Origin of the sequence: Sphingobacterium rhinopitheci, from assembly GCF_022627575.1 — a bacterium.
GTDB classification, from domain to species: Bacteria; Bacteroidota; Bacteroidia; order Sphingobacteriales; family Sphingobacteriaceae; genus Sphingobacterium; species Sphingobacterium rhinopitheci.
Genome location: NZ_JADEYQ010000005.1, coordinates 19,211 through 39,787, shown reverse-complemented (window position 1 = coordinate 39,787; position 20,577 = coordinate 19,211). Strand labels below are relative to the sequence as shown.

Genomic DNA, 20,577 nt, shown 5'->3' with positions numbered 1-20,577 from the left:
TCTTAATTGATAAACAATTCACTCATTTTTGAGTTACTATAGTATTAAATATGTATTTTAGCACCTGAGCGTATAATTATATAATATGATCTTTTATTATTTTGGTGAATATTTATTACTCCTGAAAAAGGTCTTCAAAAGACCGGAGAAATGGCGGATATATTGGAGAGAGACCATGCATGAAATGAGTGATATTGGAATCGGTTCTTTAGGACTTATTATCATTATATCCACATTTATTGGTGCTGTAATGACGATGCAGATTGCATTTCAGTTGGATTCTGATTTTATTCCAAATTCAATTATTGGGCAAATCAACCGAGATTCTAATATCTTGGAATTAGGACCTACCATTTCTGCCCTAGTATTGATGGGCAAAGTAGGGTCTTCTATATCTTCACAAATCGGATCTATGCGTGTCACCGAACAAATTGATGCCTTAGAGATTATGGGGATTAATGCAGCAGGCTATTTAATCCTTCCCAAAATTATTGCAGGTATTGTGATGGTTCCTGTTTTGGTAATAATAGCTATTTGTTGTGCACTTATAGGTGGTATGCTAGGTGGTATTTTGACAGGTGCTGTTAGCCAGACGGATTATATATTGGGTATTCAAGCTGGATTTAATGGTTTTACTATAGCTGTAGCGATGGTAAAAGCATTTGTTTATGGCTTTATTATCACGTCTATTCCTGCATACAAAGGATTCTACGTACGTGGTGGTGCTTTGGAAGTTGGTCAAGCGGGTACTAGAGCGGTTGTGATAGGTTGTATCACGATTTTAGCCAGTGATTACCTGATTACAGCATTGATGTTATAATCCTATTTTATTTATGATTGAAATTCAAAATATACATAAATCATTTGGTACTAATGAAGTGCTCAAAGGTATAGATGCCATATTTGATCCAGGGAAAGTTAGTCTTATTATCGGTGGCTCTGGATCTGGAAAAAGTACTTTATTAAAATGTATTGTAGGCTTACATGCTCCAAATCAAGGAAAGGTATTTTTCGATAAACAAGAATTCACGGCAATGGATTTTGAAGAAAAAGTACCTATTCGTAAAGAGATCGGTATGCTTTTTCAAAATTCAGCATTATTTGATTCTATGACGGTCGAGCAGAATATAATATTTGCATTGGATATGTTTTCGGAGATGAGTAAATCTGAAAAAAGAGACCGTGCTAATTTTTGTCTAGAACGTGTTAATTTACATAATACAAATAAATTGTATCCCGCGGAGTTATCTGGAGGTATGAAAAAACGCGTCGGTATAGCACGTGCAATTAGTATGAGTCCTAAATATTTATTCTGTGATGAACCTAATTCTGGTTTAGATCCAGCGACATCAATACTAATAGATGAGCTCATTTTGGAACTTACCCAAGAATATGACTGTACAACTATCGTCGTGACCCATGATATGAATTCGGTGATGGGAATAGGGGAGTACATTATGTTTCTTCATAAAGGGCAGAAATTTTGGGAAGGATCAAATACCGATATGTTAAGTTCTGAAGTGATGGAACTCAACGATTTTGTATTTGCTAGTCCTTTGATGAAGGCCGCTCGTGATACCATGAAATAAATAATACAAACGCGTAATTGTTATATATAGACCTGTCCATTGAGATAGGTCTTTTTTATTGCACTATTTTCATTACGCTATTTTCCGTACCTTTGCAAAAAAAATATAGAATACATTGTCTACACAAACAAATATCCAACTACTTACTCCACAGCATTGGAAAGATTACGAATTGATCGATTGTGGTGATTTCGAAAAATTAGAACGTTTTGGTGATTTAATTTTAATCCGTCCTGAACCGCAGGCGGTATGGCCAAAGACTTTAGGAGATGCGGAGTGGAATAAGCTTCATCATATAAAATTCAAAGGCCGTTCGGCAACATCTGGCGAATGGGTTAAGAAAAATCCTAAAACACCGGATCGCTGGCATATTGAATATAAAAATAATGATGTAGCTATCAAGTTTCGATTAGGTCTTACTTCTTTCAAGCATGTAGGGATTTTTCCGGAGCAAGCAGTAAATTGGGATTATATATCTTCGTCCGTGAAGGCTTTAAAAACACCGAATCCTAAGTTCTTAAATTTGTTCGCTTATACTGGTGGTGCTTCGATGATCGCTAGAGCGGCAGGAGCAGATACCACACACGTAGATTCCATCAAACAGGTCGTTACTTGGGCGAATGAAAATCAAGAGCTATCGGGATTATCAAATGTACGTTGGATGGTAGAAGATGCCTTAAAATTTGTGAAGCGTGAATTGAAACGTGGTAATAAATATAATGGTATAATCCTTGATCCTCCCGCTTATGGACACGGTCCAAAAGGAGAGAAGTGGAAATTGGAAGACAATATCATGGAAATGATGAGAGATGTTGTTCAATTGTTAGATCCGGAGGAGCACTTCTTGATCTTAAATACCTATTCTTTGGGATTTTCTTCTGTAATCGTTGAGAATTTGATTAAAACAAATTTCCCTAAAGTAGAGAATTTAGAAATTGGTGAGCTTTATCTTCAAGCTACAGCAGGACCTAAATTACCTTTAGGAGTATTTGGTAAGTTTAGAAAAATCGCTAAATAAGTTTATATTAATATATACATTAAAAAGGCAACCTAATAGTTGCCTTTTTTAATATATTAGTTTTCTTTTGTTAGTCTATCTTGTGCGCTATCGAGTTCCTGTAAGAAAGCTATTTTAGAGCTTATATTGTCACCATATAGGTCATCTGCTATCCCTTTGTAGTAATTAATCCCATTTATTAATTGATTTCTAAATGAATCTATATAATTCTTTTTCTTATCATCCGGATTATTGTTGTTAACGCAGTATTTGTCCAAGTATTCTAGGTACAAACGTAGTTCATTAATAAAGAAGGAAGAACGATCGATATCTTTCAATAAATCTGTACGTCCATAGATATGATCTACCATCTCTGTCAGCGAATAGACACGGTTGAAATAAGCTGTATTTGGTCCTGGGCATATTGCTACTGCTGTATTTTCTTTACGTTTGGCGATATCATATTTTAGGTATGCAGAAGCTGCTAAGCCCTCACAAAGGCATGTTTTTTCTGTAATTTCCCTTTTTAATTTCTCGATATCATTGTTGTTGGGATCTAAGAAATCTAATTCTTGTAATAACTCCAATTCTCGAAGTTTCGTATGTTGGTACACACGTGATGCGGTACATATTGGCTCGGATGAGAAGTCATCATTCGATACAAGGTATTTTTTTGTACATGGAGCACCTGCTCTATTTCTATTTACACGCTCTTCCCTTTGGGCTTCTGCGGTACTTTTTCTGAAATTGTGAAATGGTATACCTAGTGGTGACGCTCCACTTAAATAAAAATCCTCTTTATCTGCTGTAGCCAAAGCTTCCAATGTTTGATCGTCTACTGTTGTAGCTTCAGGAACTAACAGGAAGGGGGAGCCCCATCCGATACTATCCAATTGGTAGTATTCAAGTAAAAATTGTTGCTCTTCCGCAGTGCCTACTCCGCCTTGTGCGGTTATACGTTGTGTAGGTGATTGGTCTACTGTAATTCCTTTAGCGGCTAATGCTTTGCTGTATATGGGTAATAGCTCTTCGATTAATTGTCGGCGGTTTTGCTTGAACTCTTCCAATATTGGACCTAACAAGTATCCATCTGTTGCGAATGCATGACCTCCACAGTTGAGGCCTGATTCAACCCTAAATTCGGATACCCAAACGCCTTTTTTTGCCAAATACTTAGCTTGAATGTTAGCAGAGCGATAATCGGATACTTTCAAGCATACCTTTTTATTAAAGGTACCATCGTTGTTGGGTAGAAATTCAGGTATTTCAGATAAGTAATTATATAGCTTAGGATTCATTCCCGCAGAAAGTACCACTGACGATTTTACTTTACTATTGGTGTATCCCCTCAATGCTGATGTAGCATCAGAGAATATACTTTCTAATAATTTGCCTTCCTCATCTTTATTAGCCTTATCTACTTTGGACATGATATTGACATCTATCTCGCCAGGCTGTATCATTTCTTTTAAGGTAGATTCTAGCTTCTCTTTTTGTGTGCTATCTTCTGTACTAAGGTATTGTTGGTACAAATGATAGGCAGGATTGCTTTTTGGTAGTAGTTTGAAATAGTGATGCAACGTTTCGTTATTGCTGAATTGGGAAGATTTTAAGGTGCTGACTTGCTTATCGATTATATCTTGCATCATGTCTAGATATGCCGTTAATCGTTTTGCTCGTGCATCCGATTCTTTTTTACTGATCTCAATGAACTCCAGCTTGTGTTGTTTGCTGTGGTACTCACGTAATCGCTCTGTTAGTTCATCATCAACAATGGATACAGCAGAAGAAATACCAAATTGAGCTACTTTAATAGGTGAATCTATAGAAAATGCAAGTCCTAGGACTGGGATATGGAATGTATGCGTCATAACAATTTTTATTGCTACAAAGAGCTTAAAAATTGTTCAACTAAAAAATAATGCCGTTTAGGCTAAAAAGTGCGTCTCATCATATTTCTTAATAGGTGATATACATTGAAAAGTAGTTGACGAGAATGGATAATAAATCGAGATTAATATAGTATCTCTTTAAACGGTTGTTTAATCAAAAACAACCGTTTTATTACCATTGAGCATTACTCTATCCTCTGTCAATAATCGGATAGCACGACTTAATACTGCTTTTTCAATTTCTTTACCTGCGGAGACCATATTTTTTATCCCATAGGTATGGTTGATATGTCTAATATCTTGGACGATGATTGGTCCTTCGTCGAGGTCATCGGTTACGTAATGTGCTGTTGCTCCGATAATTTTAACGCCTCTTTCGAAGGCCTGCTTGTAGGGATTAGCCCCTATGAATGCCGGTAAGAAGGAGTGATGGATGTTGATGATCTTCTTCTCAAATGTTTTTACAAAGTCAGGCGATAGAATACGCATAAATTTTGCGAGGATGATATAATCGTAATCGTATTGTTTGATTTGACTTATTATAGCTTCTTCAAAATCTTTTTTACTTAATCCTTCGTGGGAAATATAATGGAATGGTATGTCGAATTTTTCAACGAATGGTTTTAAGTCGTCATAATTACCTATAACGGCTTGTACTTCTGACCCCCATGTTTCGAAGTGCTGACGAACCAAGATGTCGGCGATGCAATGATGCTCCTTAGTAACCAAAACTACTGTTTTTTTACGCCTACTGGGGTTTACTTGTATTTGAGCATGTGCAGGTAGAACAGCAGCTAGTGACAATTGTAGTTCTTCGGTATCCGAATTTGTGCCATTGCAAACTACACGAACAAAGAATTTATTTGACGCTTCATCTACGTATTCACGCATATTGATAATATTTAAATGATACGCAGATAAGGTGTTGGAAATAATAGCAACTAAGCCTACTTGATCTTGACATTGTATCAAGACCAACATTTGTTGATTCATAAATATGGTATTTAATTGGTCGGTAAAAGCGGACCTTAGCCCGCTTTTTGTGTTAATTTATCTTCAGTATCTAACTCTACACGAAGATTATCTACAATATGACGTTGACGGTCTTGTGTATTTTTACCCATATAATATTCCAATATTTGAGGTAATCTATTTTCTTTGGTCAATATAACAGGCTCTAAACGGATGTCTTCATTGATAAATTGACCAAATTCAGATGGCGATATTTCCCCCAAACCCTTGAATCGTGTTATCTCTGGTTTATTGCCCAGCTTAGCAATCGCTTGTTGACGCTCTTCATCAGAATAACAATAGATGGTTTCTTTTTTGTTACGTACCCGAAATAATGGCGTTTGTAAAATTGAAACGTGTCCTGATTTTACTAAGTCTGGAAAAAACTGCAAGAAGAAGGTCATCATCAATAAACGGATGTGCATACCATCTACATCGGCATCGGTAGCGATCACAATATTGTTGTATCGCAATCCCTCTATGCCATCTTCAATATTTAATGCGTGCTGAAGGAGGTTGAACTCTTCATTTTCATAAACTATTTTCTTTGTTAGACCATAACAGTTTAATGGTTTTCCTCTTAAGCTGAATACCGCCTGTGTCTGTACATCACGTGATTTTGTGATGGAACCTGATGCCGAATCCCCCTCCGTAATAAATAAGGTAGTCTGTAGATTACGCTCGTGTTTATCCCCAAAGTGAAGCTTACAATCTCTTAATTTTCGGTTGTGGACTGATGCTTTTTTAGCACGTTCATTGGCCAATTTCTTAATGCCTGCAATATCTTTACGCTCTCTTTCGGATTGTAAGATACGCTTCAATAAAGCATCTGCTGTAGTCGAATCTTTGTGTAAGTAATCGTCTAAAGCTTTCTTGATAAAATCATTTATAAACGTACGAACAGTTGGTCCTTCCGGGCCAATACTTTGAGAGCCTAGTTTGGTCTTCGTTTGTGATTCGAAAACAGGCTCTTGAACTTTTATAGCGATCGCACCGATAATTGATGCTCTAATATCTGAAGCATCAAATTCCTTCTTATAGAATTCACGTACTGTTTTTACGAGTGCTTCACGAAATGCGGCTTGATGTGTTCCTCCTTGTGTGGTGTGTTGACCATTGACAAATGAATAATATTCTTCCCCATATTGTTGGCCGTGTGTCATTGCGATTTCAATATCATCCCCTTTGAGGTGAATGATAGGGTAGCGCATACCTTCCGTATCTACATTTCTTTCTAATAGATCTTTAAGTCCATTCTCTGAAATAAATTTCTGACCATTAAAATTTATAGTTAAGCCTGAATTTAAGAAAACATAATTCCAAATCATATTCTCTACAAACTCACTACGGTATTTATAATGCTTAAAAATAGTATCATCAGGATAGAATGCTACAGCAGTACCATTACGTTGTGTGGTATCTTTTTGTTCATCTGTTTGTAGTTCTCCTTTACTAAAATTAGCAATACGCGTTTTTCCATCACGATAGGATTGTACAGTAAAATTTGTTGACAAAGCATTTACCGCTTTCGTACCAACACCATTCAATCCTACAGACTTTTGAAAAGCTTTGCTATCGTATTTTCCGCCAGTATTAATTTTTGAAACTACATCTACTACCGAGCCGATAGGGATACCGCGGCCATAATCTCTTACAGATACTTTATTATCTGTAACGGTGATGTCAATAGTGCGGCCAGCCCCCATAACAAATTCATCGATACAGTTATCTACGACTTCTTTTAGCAGTACATAGATACCGTCATCATATGCCGAACCATCACCTAATTTACCAATATACATACCCGGACGTAGGCGGATATGTTCTTTCCAATCGAGTGAGCGTATACTATCTTCGTTATATGTTGTCATGTTTATTTTCTTGAGCTAAGCAAAAATAGTAAAATAACGGTGAAATAATACTGCCGAATTATTTTTGATTTATGCTATCTTATTTAAATAAAAAAGCTTTACTGTATGTAGTAAAGCTTTTTTTGATTTTTATCTTCCGAAGTCATCTTGAATACGAACAATATCGTCCTCATCTGAAGGGCTTGCAGAATCTGTATGTTGCCAGATCTCTGCCACCACACCATATTCGTTTAAACCAATTAAACGATGACGTTCACCTTGTGCTAGACGGATATAATCTCCTTCTTTTAATATTTTAATTTCATGCTGTTCATCGTTTTGACTTGTAGCTACACCAACTTCACCACGGATTACTCGCCATATTTCGGCGCGTCTGTGGTGGTATTGCCAAGAAAGTCTTTTGTTGGGTGCTACGATTAAAATTTTAGGGCTCAATTTTCCTGAAATTTTTAGGTCTTTGATATCTAAACCTTCAAAGAATTCATTCGCAAAATTTTGAGCTTGATTTTCTTCAATAACAAAAAAACCACCCCAAGGTCTGTTTTGATCAATATTTTCAACAGTAAAACCTAAAGAATTAAGCTGTTCTGCAGTTTCATTAAACAAATCTGTCTTATCAATATGTGCCATAACTGAGTAAATGTTAAAATAGTTTGTCAAGATAATATATAATAATGTAAAAGGTCTTATAAAAGTAAGAATTATTGCTTAAATGTCTTTTATGTCATTTTTTGAGGTTCTAAATATTACCTTTGTAAGGATGGAATCCGTAAACTTTGATACTTCAAATATTATATTTAAAAAGGCTGCTGCATTTGTTAATCAAACCAACCAAAATCTTTTTTTAACTGGTAAAGCTGGTACTGGAAAGACTACCTTTTTAAAATATATAAGAGAAAATTGTTATAAAAAAATGGCTATTACTGCACCTACAGGTGTGGCAGCAATGAATGCTGGTGGCACTACGCTGCATGCATTGTTTTGGCTCCCTTTTGGTGTATTTGTCGAGGATTATGACTTAAAATGGGATGATCAAGACAATCATATATATAATAAAAGCCGCCTTTTTAGTACCATCAAATTAACAAAGCAACGAAGAGCCATATTGCAAGAGTTGGAGCTTTTGGTGATTGATGAGGTATCGATGGTGCGTGCGGATACTTTGGATGCTATAGATGTGATATTGAAGTCTGTCAGACGCGATATGAGACCTTTCGGTGGTGTACAGCTTTTGTTTATTGGTGATCTTTATCAGCTTCCTCCTGTTGTGCGTGACCATGAATGGCAAATTCTTAAAAATCATTACTCAAGTACTTTTTTCTTTGATGCCAAGGTGTTACGATCTAGCCCTTTAGTAAAGTTAGAATTACAACAAATATATCGTCAGCGCGATGACCACTTTATTCATATTTTGAATAATATTAGAAATAATAGTTGTTCGGTAGAAGATTTAGAACAGCTAAATGGTCATTACAAAGAAGCATTTAAAGCTCCTGATGAAGAACAATATATTACTTTGACTTCACATAATAAACTTGCTGACCAAATCAATCAAGAAGAGCTTGTTAAGCTGAAAGGGAAGCTCCATAATGTAAAGGCTGTCGTCAAAGATGATTTTCAACAGGGGTCTTTTCCTACCGAGGAAACATTAGCGCTCAAACAAGGTGCACAGGTGATGTTTATTAAAAATGATGTAGGCGAGGATCGTAAATATTTTAATGGAAAGATTGGCTTTGTTAAAGAATTAAACCTAGATAAACATCAGGTCCTTGTAGGTTTTAAAGATGGGACAGAAGATGTTATCGTGCGTCGTGAAACTTGGCAGAATATAAAGTACAATTACAATAAAGGAGAAGATAAAATTGAAGAACAGGTTTTAGGGACCTTTTCGCAATATCCTTTGCGACTTGCTTGGGCCATAACGATACATAAAAGTCAAGGCTTGACTTTTGAAAAAGCGATTATTGATGCAGGTACATCTTTTGCTTCAGGACAAGTTTATGTCGCATTGAGTAGGTTGACAGGGTTGGAAGGCTTAGTGCTGCGCTCTAAAATATCAGCACATTCCATACGTACGGACTATCAAGTAGTCAACTTTATGAGTGAGCTAATGAATACAGATCAGTTGGATAAAGTGCTAAAGCAATGTCAACGCGCTTATTTAGGGCAAATTTTATTACAAAGTTTCCGCTGGAATTTATTGTCTGAAGCGGTAGTAGAGATCGCCCAATCATTGTCTGATCGTAATATCGATAACAAAGAAGGCGTAGAGGCTTATTTTGCGAAGTTGACACAAGATATCAAACAGCAAGAATTAGTAGCCCATAAGTTTGTGACGCAGCTATATGGGATGCTTTCTGATGTAGCTGCTGTCGACTATGATAAAATAGCCGAACGTACGGCCTCTGCTGTAAATTGGTTCTTACCAAAAATGAAAACCGATTTGCTCGATACAACAGAGCAACATATTGAAGATTGGAAAGTAAGGAAACGTACGAAGAAATATATTCAAGAATTAAAAGCTCTATTATTAGATTTCAAGCGCAAATACGAAGTGCTACAACATTGCCTAACTATAGCTAAAGCATTAACTAAAGATGAAAGTTTGGAGGACATTGATCTAAAAATAACTAAAATTAAGGACGAAACGGTCAACTCTTCACCTGATGTTGCAGAAAAAGAACCCGACACCAAAGAAGTCACATTAGCTATGTATCAAGATGGTTTTGATATAGCGCAGATCGCTGTAAAGAGGGGGTTAGTAGAAGGAACAATCTATGGACATTTGATTCATTTTGTTGGCGAAGATATTGATGCTGAGGATTTAATAGACAAGCGTAAATTGGATAGGATCATCACCGTTATTAAAGATAATGAAGGTAAATCTTCATCCGAAATTAAGATGATTTTGGGGGATGATTTTTCATATCCAGAGATCAAAATCGGTCAAAAAGTTTTAGAAGCTAAAAATACCTAGTAATCCGCTATTAATGTGCTGATATCTGCAATGTTTGTCTTATCTTTGTGACCCAATACGCAGCTATTTGAAAGATAATAAGTCAAATAAAAAGATAAATAAGTGGATTGTCTTCACGTCAATGCCTTTCCAAATGGGAGCCACTATTTATTTGTTTTATTGGCTCGGGACATGGTTAGATGATAGGTACGATATAGCTGGAGGATGGTTAACAAAAGCAATGACGATGGTAGGGGTGATTGGCTCCCTTTATCAGTTTATTAGACAAGCCAATCGAATTAGTAAAAATGAGTAACTATATCAAATATCTATTAATGCTGCTGATTGTAGCAGGAGCAGCGTACGGTGCGCAATACTTGATCTTATCTTCTATGGAAGTAAATCAATTGTGGGCACAGTCCGAGTATACGTTAGAAGGGTTGTATGCTTTTGGTGCGATAGCATCCTTGGTTATATTACTATCTATTTTTGGAACTCAATACGCTATGCCTGAAAAATTAGGATTAATTTTTTTAGCCTTAATGACTTTGAAGGGCGTGGCGAGTTACATTTACATAAAAAATGGCTTAAATAAATTTGAAAATGACTTTATTGAATATAACTTTTTAGTGGTATTCTTTGTTTTCCTTTTCTTTGATGTATATATTGCGTTTAGTGCTTTGAATCAGGAAGATACAAAACGATAAACTTTTAGAAAAAAAGTTTCCACAAATGCAGATATATGCCAAATAAAATTGTATTTTTGCGCAAAATTTTTCATTATTCAACAGTAATCTAAAAATGGTGAATCTTAAGAGAGCACTTTTATTTTTTGCAGTAATATTCCTTGCTGTCAATCCTTTTACATCAAAAGCCGCTGATGAGGCTCATGCTAGTACGTTAATGTCTAAAGCTGATTCTATCAATGCGCACATCAAACATCACTTAGCGGATGATCACTTTTTTACATTGTATAAAAATGGTGATGACTATGTTGGGTTCCCATTGCCAGTTATTTTAATTGATAATGGTTTGAAAATATTTTCTTCTGCTGATTTTCAACATGAAGCAGTAGTAGAAGATGCGGGTCAATATTATAAATTGTACCACGGTAAGATTTATAAAACTGATGCTGCAGGAACACTTAACTACGATGAGCATCATCACCCTACAAATGCTAAACCATTAGATTTTTCAATCACTAAAGGTGTAGTAGGTATGATGTTGGCTACATTGTTGTTATTTATTGGTTTTGGTTCATTAGCTAAAACGTACAAAAAAGGAGCCAACACTTTGCCTAAAGGTATAGGTCGTGCTTTAGAGCCTTTGGTATTGTATGTTCGTGATGAAATGGCTATTCCAAATATCGGTCACCGTTATAAAGAATTTATGCCTTACTTATTGTCGGTATTCTTCTTTATTTTCTTATTGAATTTATTAGGCCTTACGCCACTAGGATTCAATGTGACGGGTAATATTTCTATCACTTTGTGTTTAGCATTGTTTACGTTTGTGGTGACAAATGTAAAAGCGAACAAAGATTACTGGAAACACATCTTCTGGATGCCGGGTGTACCCGTTCCATTCAAAATTGTATTAGCACCAATCGAGGTATTAGGTATGTTTACTAAACCTTTCTCCTTGATGTTGCGTTTATTTGCCAATATTACAGCAGGTCACTCTGTAGTAATGGGATTGATCGCTATCGTGTACTTATTCCAACAACAATTGACTGTTGGTGGTAGTATCGGCGTATCTATGTTATTAACATTGATTTTATTCTTCTTAGAGTTATTGGTAGCATTCTTGCAAGCCTTTATCTTTACGATGTTATCATCATTGTTTATCGGTATGGCTGTAGAGGAACACAGTCACCATTAATAGGAATTTTTTGTTAATTTTTAATATATAATTATTATGATCCCAAATTTAGTAGGAGCAGGTTTAATCGTAATCGGTGCAAGTTTAGGTTTAGGTAAAATCGGTGGTTCAGCAATGGAAGCTATCGCACGTCAACCTGAAGCAGCTGGTAAAATTCAAACTGCAATGATCATCATTGGTGCCTTAGTAGAAGGTTTAGCATTCGGTGCTTTAATCTTAGGTGCATAATCCAAGTTGATTAAAAGGAATAAATGTCACTCGTAACGGTTGGTTACGAGTGATATTTAAAAACGAAAAATTAAAGAATTTTAAACTTAATATTTTATAAAACATATAAATGGAAGCATTAATTAATCAGTTCTCGTATGGTTTGTTCTTTTGGCAAATAATAATTTTATTGATTGTAATCTTTATTTTAGGAAAATTTGCTTGGAAACCTATTGTTAATGCTTTAGAAGAGCGTGAGCAAGGTATCACAGAGGCTTTAGCTTCAGCAGAGAAAGCTAAAACTGAAATGGCACGATTGACAAACGAAAACGAGCAATTATTAAAAGAAGCTCGTGAAGAACGTGACAATATCTTGAAAGAAGCCAAAGACTTGAAAGATAAAATCGTTGCTGAAGCAAAATCTGCTGCGCAAACGGAAGGTGCTAAATTGATCGAAAGCGCTAAACGTGAAATTGAAGAACAAAAATTAAAAGCTTTAGCGGAGGTTAAGAATCAAGTATCTGCTTTGTCTTTAGATATCGCTCGTAAAGTATTAACAAAAGAATTTGAAGACCAAAATAAACAAGAAGCGCTAGTAGCTGACTTGTTGAAAGATGTTAAAATTAACTAATTGGATCACGCAAATTAAAGAATAACGTATGTCAGTATTCCAAGTCGCTTCGAGATATGCCAAATCATTAATTGATTTAGCAAGTGAGCAAGGTAATTTAGATGCCGTAAAGTCTGATATGGAGCAAATTGCTGCTGTTATCAAGGCTAGCACTGAGTTGCAAGCTGTTTTGAGTAACCCGATTATCAAAACAGATAAGAAGCAAAACATCTTAAATTCTTTATTCGGCGGTAAAGTAAGACCAGAGATATTAGCTTTCTTTGATATTATGGTTAGAAAAGGTCGTAGCAATATTTTATATGCTACAGCTTTGGAATTTGTTCGCGAATACAACGAAATTAAAGGTATAGTAAAAGCTGAAGTTACTTCTGCGGCACCATTGTCTGCAGCAAATATCGAAGCGTTAAAAACTATTATCGGACAGCAAATTAATGCACAGATTGTCCTTACTAATAAAGTAGATGCATCATTGATCGGTGGATTTATCGTAAAAGTAGGTGATAGACAGATCGATGCTACTTTAGCTGGTAAGTTAAATAAATTAGAAAGATATTTAATCAACCAAGGCGTTTAGTCCTCCGTTGGTTATTAAGAAATAATAGAATCTAAAACCCCTTATACGAAGTAAAATGATAGAGGTAAGACCAGATGAAGTTTCGGCAATTCTTAGAGAGCAATTGTCAGGCTTTAAGTCAGAGGCCGAATTAGAGGAAGTAGGTACCGTACTAACAGTAGGTGATGGTATTGCTCGTGTTTACGGCTTAACAAAAGTTCAATCAGGTGAGTTGGTTGAGTTTGCTAATGGATTGCAAGGTATTGTATTGAACTTAGAAGAAGACAACGTAGGTGTTGTACTTTTAGGTCCTTCTGATGAAATCAAAGAAGGTGATACAATCAAACGTACTAACCGTATCGCATCTATTAAGGTAGGTGAAGGTATGTTGGGTCGTGTAGTAAATACTTTAGGACAGCCTATCGATGGTAAAGGTCCAATCACAGGTGATACTTATGAGATGCCTATCGAGCGTAAAGCGCCAGGTGTAATCTACCGTCAACCGGTAACTGAACCATTACAAACAGGTATCAAAGCTATCGATGCGATGATTCCAGTAGGTCGTGGACAGCGTGAGTTAGTAATCGGTGACCGTCAAACAGGTAAAACTGCGGTATGTATCGATACTATCATCAACCAAAAAGAGTTTTATGATGCTGGTCAACCAGTATTCTGTATATATGTTGCTGTAGGTCAAAAGAACTCTACTGTTGCTAACATCGTGCGTACATTAGAAGAAAAAGGTGCAATGGCATATACTGTTGTTGTCGCTGCTTCTGCTGCTGATCCTGCGCCACTACAATTCTACGCTCCTATGTCAGGTGCTGCAATCGGTGAATTCTTCCGTGATACAGGTCGTCCAGCATTGATCGTATATGATGATTTATCTAAACAAGCGGTAGCTTACCGTGAGGTTTCATTATTGTTAAAACGTCCTCCAGGACGTGAAGCGTATCCAGGTGACGTTTTCTACCTTCACTCTCGTTTATTAGAGCGTGCTGCGAAAATCAACTCTTCAGATACTATCGCTCGTGCAATGAATGATTTACCAGATTCTATCAAGCACTTAGTAAAAGGTGGTGGCTCATTAACAGCTCTTCCTATTATTGAGACTCAAGCAGGTGACGTATCCGCGTATATCCCTACAAACGTAATCTCGATCACAGATGGTCAGATTTTCTTAGAGTCTAACTTGTTCAACGCAGGTATCCGTCCAGCGATCAACGTAGGTATCTCGGTATCTCGTGTTGGTGGTAATGCGCAGATCAAGTCTATGAAAAAAGTATCAGGTACTTTGAAATTAGATCAAGCTCAATTCCGTGAATTGGAAGCCTTCTCTAAATTCGGTTCTGATTTAGATGCAGCTACTAAAGCGGTATTAGATAAAGGTATTCGTAACGTAGAGATCTTGAAACAAGGTCAATTCGCTCCAGTATCTGTAGAAAAGCAAACAGCTATTATCTACGCTGGTACTAAAGGATTATTACGTGCTGTTCCTGTGGACAAAGTACGTCAATTCGAAGAAGAATACTTAACACAATTAGAGCAACGTCATCCAGAAGTTTTAGCAGCCCTTAAAGCTGGTAAATTCACTGATGAGTTAACTAATGTTTTAGAAACTGTAGCTAAAGAATTAGCTTCAAAATATTAATTAGATGTGAGTAAAGAGTATTGAGTATAGAGAATATACTCAATACACAATACTCCGAACTCAAATCTCTATTATAATATGGCAAATTTAAAAGAAGTAAGAAACCGTATTGTATCGGTTAGCTCCACGCAACAGATTACCAAAGCTATGAAAATGGTATCTGCTGCTAAATTAAAACGTGCAACGAACGCTATTGTTCAATTGCGCCCATATGCCAATAAATTAAGAGATATTCTTGCTCAAGTTTCTGCTTCAGTAGAAGGTTCTGATTCACCTTATACTCAAGACCGTGTTCCTAATAAGGTATTAGTAGTAGTTATTACTTCTAATAGAGGTCTTGCAGGTGCTTTCAATGCTAATGCTATTAAAACGGCTAACAATTTGATCGCTGACAAATATGCGGATCAATTTGCTAAAGGTGATGTAAGTATTGTAGCTATTGGTAAGCGTGGTCAAGAATTCTTCGCTAGACGTAACTTCAACGTTATTGGTAATAATAATGAGTTATTCAACAATTTAGATTTCGCAAACGTATCTAAAGTGACGGAATTCATTATGAATGAATTTAAAGAAGGAAATATCGATAGAGTGGAAGTGGTTTATAATCAATTCCGTAATGCTGCAGTACAAATCTTGACTGCAGAGCAATTATTACCTCTATTGCCTGAAGAAAAAACAAATGATGTAGCCGAATTAGATTACATTATTGAACCTTCTAAAGAAAAAATTATTGAAGAATTAATTCCTAAGGCTATTAAGATTCAATTATTTAAGGCTGTATTAGATTCTAATGCTTCTGAGCATGGTGCACGTATGACTGCGATGGATAAGGCAACAGAAAATGCTGGTGACTTAATCAAAGCATTAAAATTATCATACAACCAAGCACGTCAAGCGGCTATTACAACAGAGCTTACAGAGATTGTATCTGGAGCTGCTGCCTTGTCAAACAGTTAATCAAATGTATTGATATACAAAAAAGCGGTAAGATTTTCTTACCGCTTTTTTTGTGCTTTATATTCTGTACTAATTTAGCACTAGTGAATTAATATTAGCAATTAGGGAATACCAAAATATATAGTGTGTAGTTCGCATTTATATATTTTATTTAATACTAAAGGGCATCTCAGTATCGAAATACCCTTTAGTATTAATCAGGATTTGTCCCTTGTTAGAAGGCTCTATCTTCCAGATGTTTATCCATATCCATATAGTTTATTCCCTTTGACCACCATATTGGTGCAGGTTTTCCTTTGAGGTAATGGTCAAAATATTCCATCATACGTACAGCATAATCTTTACGATTTACTTCTTTTACCAAGCCGTGATTTTCACCATTGTAGGTAAGCATGACTACTGGCTTATTCAATCTTCTTAGTCCATTGAAATATTCAATTCCTTGGGTATAATCTACGGCACCATCTTTGTCATTGTGCATAATGATCAATGGTGTATTTACTTTTTTGATATGATATATAGGTGAGTTGCGTGTGTAGGCATCCCAATTGTCCCAATATCCTGTAGTTAATCGCCCTTGGCTTGATTCAAAAATCGCTTGGTTTGAAGAACCAGAGTTCCAGTAGATTAGGGAGTACATGGATATCATATTTGTCAATGGAGCTCCTGCAACAGCAGCTTTGAAGATATCTGTTTGCGTGATCAAAAATGCTGTTTGATAACCGCCCCATGAGTGTCCGTGTATAGCTATGTTGTCAGCATCTACGATACCTGTTTTGATAGCTTCTTTGACAGCAGGTACTACGCATGCTACAGCAGACATACCTGGATCATTGAGCGTATAGCTGATGTCTGGCATCAATACAGCATAGCCGTTACTTGTATACATCGCTCTATTGAATCCGCCACCTGGATATGCTGGTTGTGAGAACGTATTCTTTTCATCGGTCAATCTTTCGTATATATACGTAATTGTAGGGTATGATTTGCCTTCTACATAATTAGCAGGTAGATATAATGTTGCCTGCAATGTATCTCCATTGCTGCTTACATAATTTATTAATTTTGAACCTGCCGATATACCGTATTGTGCTGTGTCTGGGGTATTTGAAGTCAGTTGCTTAGCTGCCTTCATGGATTTGTCAGTGACAAATATTTCGGGTGCTTGTTGACTTTTTTCTATACTGTAGAAATAGGTATCTGCTTTTTTTGCCTTGCGTAGAGGACTTATTGTGATATCATCAATCTTGAGTATCTCTACTTGGTTTTTGTTTGCAGGTAATACCGCGATGCCTTGTTGCTTATTCGCATCGTTAATGATATTGAAGTATTGATCTTTTTTAAAATCTATACCTTCATCATCCTCATACAATCTGTTGTACTGTGTAGTTTTTAATTTACTGTTTTTCCAATTGTCTGTTATTGCGGTATAAGTCTTGCCATCTGCCGATACTTTCCACAAATCAAAATTGTCTTTTAAGAGGATATATTTGTTGTCTATTGACCATCCATAGCTGCCTGTAGGTACATTGATGATATTGTGGTCATCATAGCTATCTACGAATGATGCCGGGATATTTTTAGTAATATTAACTTTTGCTAATGTATTTACTGCTAAGGTAAAATAGTGGCCATCTTGATAGTACAGCAAATATTGACTATTGGGTGAGAAGCTTAAACCTCTAGCTGCATTTAGATACAATTTTTCTATAGCCAATTTTTTTTCGCCTGTTGCTATATCCACGATATATAAATCCCCATAGCTTTGGCCATCTAAATTGGAGGTATATTCATAGGGCGTTACATCTATTGCATATCCTATCTGTTGATTTGGTGCTAACGCAATATTTTTAATGGCACTATCTGCAAGAGATATAAATCTGTTGGTTTTTATATTCCATGCACTCATGGCATTATAGTTTTTGTCGCGTGACAATTGTGTTTTTTGTGCCGATTGTAATCGCTTGTCCTGCCAATTCCAGATAATCATATCTGGTTTTTCTAAATCCTTTTTATTTACAGCTGCTGTAGGTTTGGCTTTTGCTATTTTTGATTTATTGTTGGCTGTTGTATCTGCACCTTGTGATGTACTATCTTTACGAAGTGCTATATTCGTATGCGTACTATCTTTAGCTGATGCAGTAGTTTTTTTTGCAGCTTCTTTTTCTTCCGCTGTCTTTTCGAGCTTACTGATACCGAAAAATAAAGTGTTCAAATCCTTACTCCAATAGGGGATGCTATTTTCACTGATGCCATAGCCTGCAGATATTTGGTTCTCATCTAACCCTGTATAGGTAAATAGTTCTGCATCGTTACCTTTGATATTTTTTATACCTATCAAAGTATATATTGGCGTTTTATATTTTTTGTCTTTTTTAGATTTTAGTAATGAAAAGGCTGTACCTTCTTTATTCCAGTTGATTTTAGCGTAATTGGCTTTATCATTTTCTAGGGCATTGGTCAAGCCTGTTGCTAAATCCATCACGAATATACCATTGCCATTTTTGCCATTTGCATCAACGGTATAGGCTAAATATTGCCCTGATTTATTGAATTTGTAATCACTTATATTACCTAGATTATAGCTTTTTTTTGTGATTAGATTGTATAATAATAAATCACTACCCTTCCCAGCATCTTCTCCTCTTGGTCCAGGTGTAATAGTAGGCTGAAAGCGGACAGCAATCCATCTATTGTCATCATTAGAAAAGTCAAATCCCTGTACTTTATCAAATGTTAATGACGCTGTATCCTTTAGCGAAATGACTTTTAGTTTCCTACTATTTGGTTTTTTAGCCTTTTCATTGGCTTTGATCTCCTTATAGTTTGGTGATTCAAAGAATGCTGCATATTGGCTATTTTTGTTAAACGTAATAAGGGAGTTGAGTCCCCCGATGTTGTATTTATAATTAGTAGTATCGGAGGTATTCCGTAAGGATAGTGTAAGGTCACCTTGTGTCGGTCCTGATACATAAGCTAACCATTGACCATCATCGGATGTAGCAGCCCCATTGGTACGTATATATTGCCATGATGGTATATCTTGCCAAGTTAGCGGTTTTTTGTGCTCTTGCGCATATGATGCTACCCAAGCTAATTGGCAAGCTATAAATAATAATGATTTTTTATTCATATTGAAAGATTGGTATTGTAGTTTGATTCTGTAAAAATATGCATTGTATTTTTAATACAAGGATTCTTCCTAGAAAGTAATTCTTATATTACACAATAGATATGCCTGCTTGCGATTCCATTCATATACTATTTCTTTGACGCATGTCTTGTCACTATTAGTTAATGTAATAAACTAAAAGTATGTAATGCTCTGTTATTTAATATGGGAATAATAGTATTATTTGATTTTTATGTTGTTCTTTAATCAATATATTTTTACCTTAGCCACGTCTTGAAAAGAATTATACGATGCCAGTAAAAATACCTTACAACTTACCTGCTATAGAATTATTAAAGGGTGAAAATATATTTGTGATGAGTGATTTAAGAGCGAATACACAAGATATTCGTCCTCAGAAGTTATTGATCTTAAATCTAATGCCCTTAAAAATTTCTACGGAAACTGATTTTATCCGTTTACTTTCTAATAATCCTTTGCAAGTAGAACTTGAGTTTTTACGCTTAGATACACATGTATCAAAAAATACTCCGGAGGAACATCTAGAGTTATTCTACAAAAGTTTTTCTGAAATAAGTGATAATTTTTATGATGGTATGATCATTACTGGTGCCCCAGTAGAGATGTTACCTTTCGAAGAGGTGACCTATTGGAATGAAATAAAAACAATATTTGATTGGGCACGCAAACATGTAACATCGACTTTATATATATGTTGGGCTTCTCAAGCTGCCTTATATCATTTCTATGGTATAGAAAAGAAACCTTTGGATAAGAAGTTGTTTGGTGTATTTAAGCATTCCGCTGAAGATAAATTAGACCCTTTATTCCGTGGTTTTGATGATGAGTTTTATATTCCACACAGTAGACATACAACCGTAGAAAAAGAAGACATCTTAAAAAATCCTGCTATAAAAATCCTTTCGGAGTCTGACAAAGCGGGTATTTCTATTGTCTCTACGCGTGGTGGTCGTGAACTTTATCTGACAGGACATTCTGAATATTCACCATTGACATTACATGAAGAATTTGTCCGAGATCGTGAAAAAGGCTTAGAAATTGATGTTCCTGACAATTATTATAAAAATGATAATCCCGACGAAGAGCCTGTTGTTCGCTGGTCTGGGCACGCCAATTTGCTATTTAATAATTGGTTGAACTATTATGTGTATCAAGAGACTCCTTTTGATGTTAACGAGGTTAAACATCTTGGGGACTTGAAGATTCAGAGTTAACGAGTTTTTTATT

18 protein-coding genes are annotated in these 20,577 nt (G+C 35.9%); 13 read left to right on the top strand and 5 right to left on the bottom strand.

Going from position 1 to position 20,577, the window contains the following annotated elements; genetic code table 11:
• Positions 1-85 precede the first annotated feature (85 nt).
• From IP023_RS07470 to IP023_RS07460, 3 genes are all read left to right on the top strand, one after another.
• Positions 86-820, top strand: a complete 735-nt coding sequence (locus tag IP023_RS07470; RefSeq protein ID WP_241789643.1) for an MlaE family ABC transporter permease — start codon at positions 86-88, stop codon at positions 818-820.
• Positions 821-833: 13 nt separating this feature from the next.
• Positions 834-1,589, top strand: a complete 756-nt coding sequence (locus IP023_RS07465) for an ABC transporter ATP-binding protein (RefSeq protein WP_241789642.1) — start codon at positions 834-836, stop codon at positions 1,587-1,589.
• Positions 1,590-1,704: 115 nt separating this feature from the next.
• Positions 1,705-2,607, top strand: coding sequence for a class I SAM-dependent methyltransferase (locus IP023_RS07460; protein WP_241789641.1), 903 nt, complete (start codon positions 1,705-1,707; stop codon positions 2,605-2,607).
• 56 nt (positions 2,608-2,663) lie between these two features.
• Here the strand turns inward: IP023_RS07460 and IP023_RS07455 are convergent, their stop codons facing one another.
• From IP023_RS07455 to IP023_RS07440, 4 genes are all read right to left on the bottom strand, one after another.
• Positions 2,664-4,457: a hypothetical protein gene (locus tag IP023_RS07455; protein ID WP_241789640.1), complete on the bottom strand. Its 1,794-nt coding sequence runs from the start codon at positions 4,455-4,457 to the stop codon at positions 2,664-2,666.
• Positions 4,458-4,628: 171 nt separating this feature from the next.
• Entirely contained in the window at positions 4,629-5,471 is an 843-nt protein-coding gene (purU, locus tag IP023_RS07450) for a formyltetrahydrofolate deformylase (protein WP_241789639.1), read from the bottom strand.
• A 35-nt stretch (positions 5,472-5,506) separates the two neighbouring features.
• Entirely contained in the window at positions 5,507-7,360 is a 1,854-nt protein-coding gene (locus IP023_RS07445; RefSeq protein ID WP_241789638.1) for a DNA topoisomerase IV subunit B, read from the bottom strand.
• Between the two features lie 129 nt (positions 7,361-7,489).
• Positions 7,490-7,990, bottom strand: a complete 501-nt coding sequence (locus tag IP023_RS07440) for a cupin domain-containing protein (RefSeq protein WP_241789637.1) — start codon at positions 7,988-7,990, stop codon at positions 7,490-7,492.
• Between the two features lie 91 nt (positions 7,991-8,081).
• Here IP023_RS07440 and IP023_RS07435 point away from each other — a divergent pair, with 91 nt between their 5' ends.
• From IP023_RS07435 to atpG, 9 genes are all read left to right on the top strand, one after another.
• A complete protein-coding gene (locus tag IP023_RS07435) occupies positions 8,082-10,337 on the top strand; it encodes a helix-turn-helix domain-containing protein (RefSeq protein WP_241789636.1) in 2,256 nt (751 codons plus the stop codon).
• A gap of 67 nt (positions 10,338-10,404) precedes the next feature.
• Entirely contained in the window at positions 10,405-10,632 is a 228-nt protein-coding gene (locus tag IP023_RS07430) for an AtpZ/AtpI family protein (RefSeq protein WP_241789635.1), read from the top strand.
• Entirely contained in the window at positions 10,625-11,023 is a 399-nt protein-coding gene (locus tag IP023_RS07425) for a hypothetical protein (RefSeq protein WP_241789634.1), read from the top strand. Before IP023_RS07430 ends, IP023_RS07425 begins: the two co-directional genes overlap by 8 nt.
• 94 nt (positions 11,024-11,117) lie before the next feature.
• Positions 11,118-12,197, top strand: a complete 1,080-nt coding sequence (atpB, locus tag IP023_RS07420) for a F0F1 ATP synthase subunit A (RefSeq protein WP_241789633.1) — start codon at positions 11,118-11,120, stop codon at positions 12,195-12,197.
• Between the two features lie 36 nt (positions 12,198-12,233).
• Complete coding sequence (locus IP023_RS07415; RefSeq protein WP_241789632.1) at positions 12,234-12,425, top strand: ATP synthase F0 subunit C; 192 nt, start codon at positions 12,234-12,236, stop codon at positions 12,423-12,425.
• Positions 12,426-12,534: 109 nt separating this feature from the next.
• Positions 12,535-13,035, top strand: a complete 501-nt coding sequence (locus tag IP023_RS07410) for a F0F1 ATP synthase subunit B (RefSeq protein ID WP_241789631.1) — start codon at positions 12,535-12,537, stop codon at positions 13,033-13,035.
• Between the two features lie 28 nt (positions 13,036-13,063).
• A complete protein-coding gene (locus IP023_RS07405) occupies positions 13,064-13,609 on the top strand; it encodes a F0F1 ATP synthase subunit delta (RefSeq protein ID WP_241789630.1) in 546 nt (181 codons plus the stop codon).
• 55 nt (positions 13,610-13,664) lie between these two features.
• On the top strand, positions 13,665-15,239 hold the full coding sequence (gene atpA / locus IP023_RS07400; protein WP_241789629.1) for a F0F1 ATP synthase subunit alpha: 1,575 nt from the start codon (positions 13,665-13,667) through the stop codon (positions 15,237-15,239).
• 78 nt (positions 15,240-15,317) lie between these two features.
• On the top strand, positions 15,318-16,196 hold the full coding sequence (atpG, locus tag IP023_RS07395) for an ATP synthase F1 subunit gamma (RefSeq protein ID WP_241789628.1): 879 nt from the start codon (positions 15,318-15,320) through the stop codon (positions 16,194-16,196).
• A gap of 214 nt (positions 16,197-16,410) precedes the next feature.
• On the opposite strand, the gene IP023_RS07390 is transcribed toward atpG, so the two are convergent.
• A complete protein-coding gene (locus IP023_RS07390; protein ID WP_241789627.1) occupies positions 16,411-19,329 on the bottom strand; it encodes an alpha/beta hydrolase family protein in 2,919 nt (972 codons plus the stop codon).
• A 290-nt stretch (positions 19,330-19,619) separates the two neighbouring features.
• On the opposite strand from IP023_RS07390, the gene metA reads away from it, so the two are divergent.
• Positions 19,620-20,564: a homoserine O-acetyltransferase MetA gene (gene metA, locus IP023_RS07385; protein WP_241789626.1), complete on the top strand. Its 945-nt coding sequence runs from the start codon at positions 19,620-19,622 to the stop codon at positions 20,562-20,564.
• The last annotated feature ends 13 nt before the right edge of the window (positions 20,565-20,577 follow it).

Bases quoted from the DNA above. Each gene is read 5' to 3' on its own strand.
- IP023_RS07470 (WP_241789643.1), top strand. From the start codon at position 86: ATGATCTTTTATTATTTTGGTGAATATTTATTACTCCTGAAAAAGGTC.
- IP023_RS07465 (WP_241789642.1), top strand. From the start codon at position 834: ATGATTGAAATTCAAAATATACATAAATCATTTGGTACTAATGAAGTG.
- IP023_RS07455 (WP_241789640.1), bottom strand. From the start codon at position 4,457: ATGACGCATACATTCCATATCCCAGTCCTAGGACTTGCATTTTCTATA.
- purU (WP_241789639.1), bottom strand. From the start codon at position 5,471: ATGAATCAACAAATGTTGGTCTTGATACAATGTCAAGATCAAGTAGGC.
- IP023_RS07445 (WP_241789638.1), bottom strand. From the start codon at position 7,360: ATGACAACATATAACGAAGATAGTATACGCTCACTCGATTGGAAAGAA.
- IP023_RS07440 (WP_241789637.1), bottom strand. From the start codon at position 7,990: ATGGCACATATTGATAAGACAGATTTGTTTAATGAAACTGCAGAACAG.
- IP023_RS07435 (WP_241789636.1), top strand. From the start codon at position 8,082: ATGTCATTTTTTGAGGTTCTAAATATTACCTTTGTAAGGATGGAATCC.
- IP023_RS07425 (WP_241789634.1), top strand. From the start codon at position 10,625: ATGAGTAACTATATCAAATATCTATTAATGCTGCTGATTGTAGCAGGA.
- atpB (WP_241789633.1), top strand. From the start codon at position 11,118: ATGGTGAATCTTAAGAGAGCACTTTTATTTTTTGCAGTAATATTCCTT.
- IP023_RS07415 (WP_241789632.1), top strand. From the start codon at position 12,234: ATGATCCCAAATTTAGTAGGAGCAGGTTTAATCGTAATCGGTGCAAGT.
- IP023_RS07410 (WP_241789631.1), top strand. From the start codon at position 12,535: ATGGAAGCATTAATTAATCAGTTCTCGTATGGTTTGTTCTTTTGGCAA.
- IP023_RS07405 (WP_241789630.1), top strand. From the start codon at position 13,064: ATGTCAGTATTCCAAGTCGCTTCGAGATATGCCAAATCATTAATTGAT.
- atpA (WP_241789629.1), top strand. From the start codon at position 13,665: ATGATAGAGGTAAGACCAGATGAAGTTTCGGCAATTCTTAGAGAGCAA.
- atpG (WP_241789628.1), top strand. From the start codon at position 15,318: ATGGCAAATTTAAAAGAAGTAAGAAACCGTATTGTATCGGTTAGCTCC.
- IP023_RS07390 (WP_241789627.1), bottom strand. From the start codon at position 19,329: ATGAATAAAAAATCATTATTATTTATAGCTTGCCAATTAGCTTGGGTA.
- metA (WP_241789626.1), top strand. From the start codon at position 19,620: ATGCCAGTAAAAATACCTTACAACTTACCTGCTATAGAATTATTAAAG.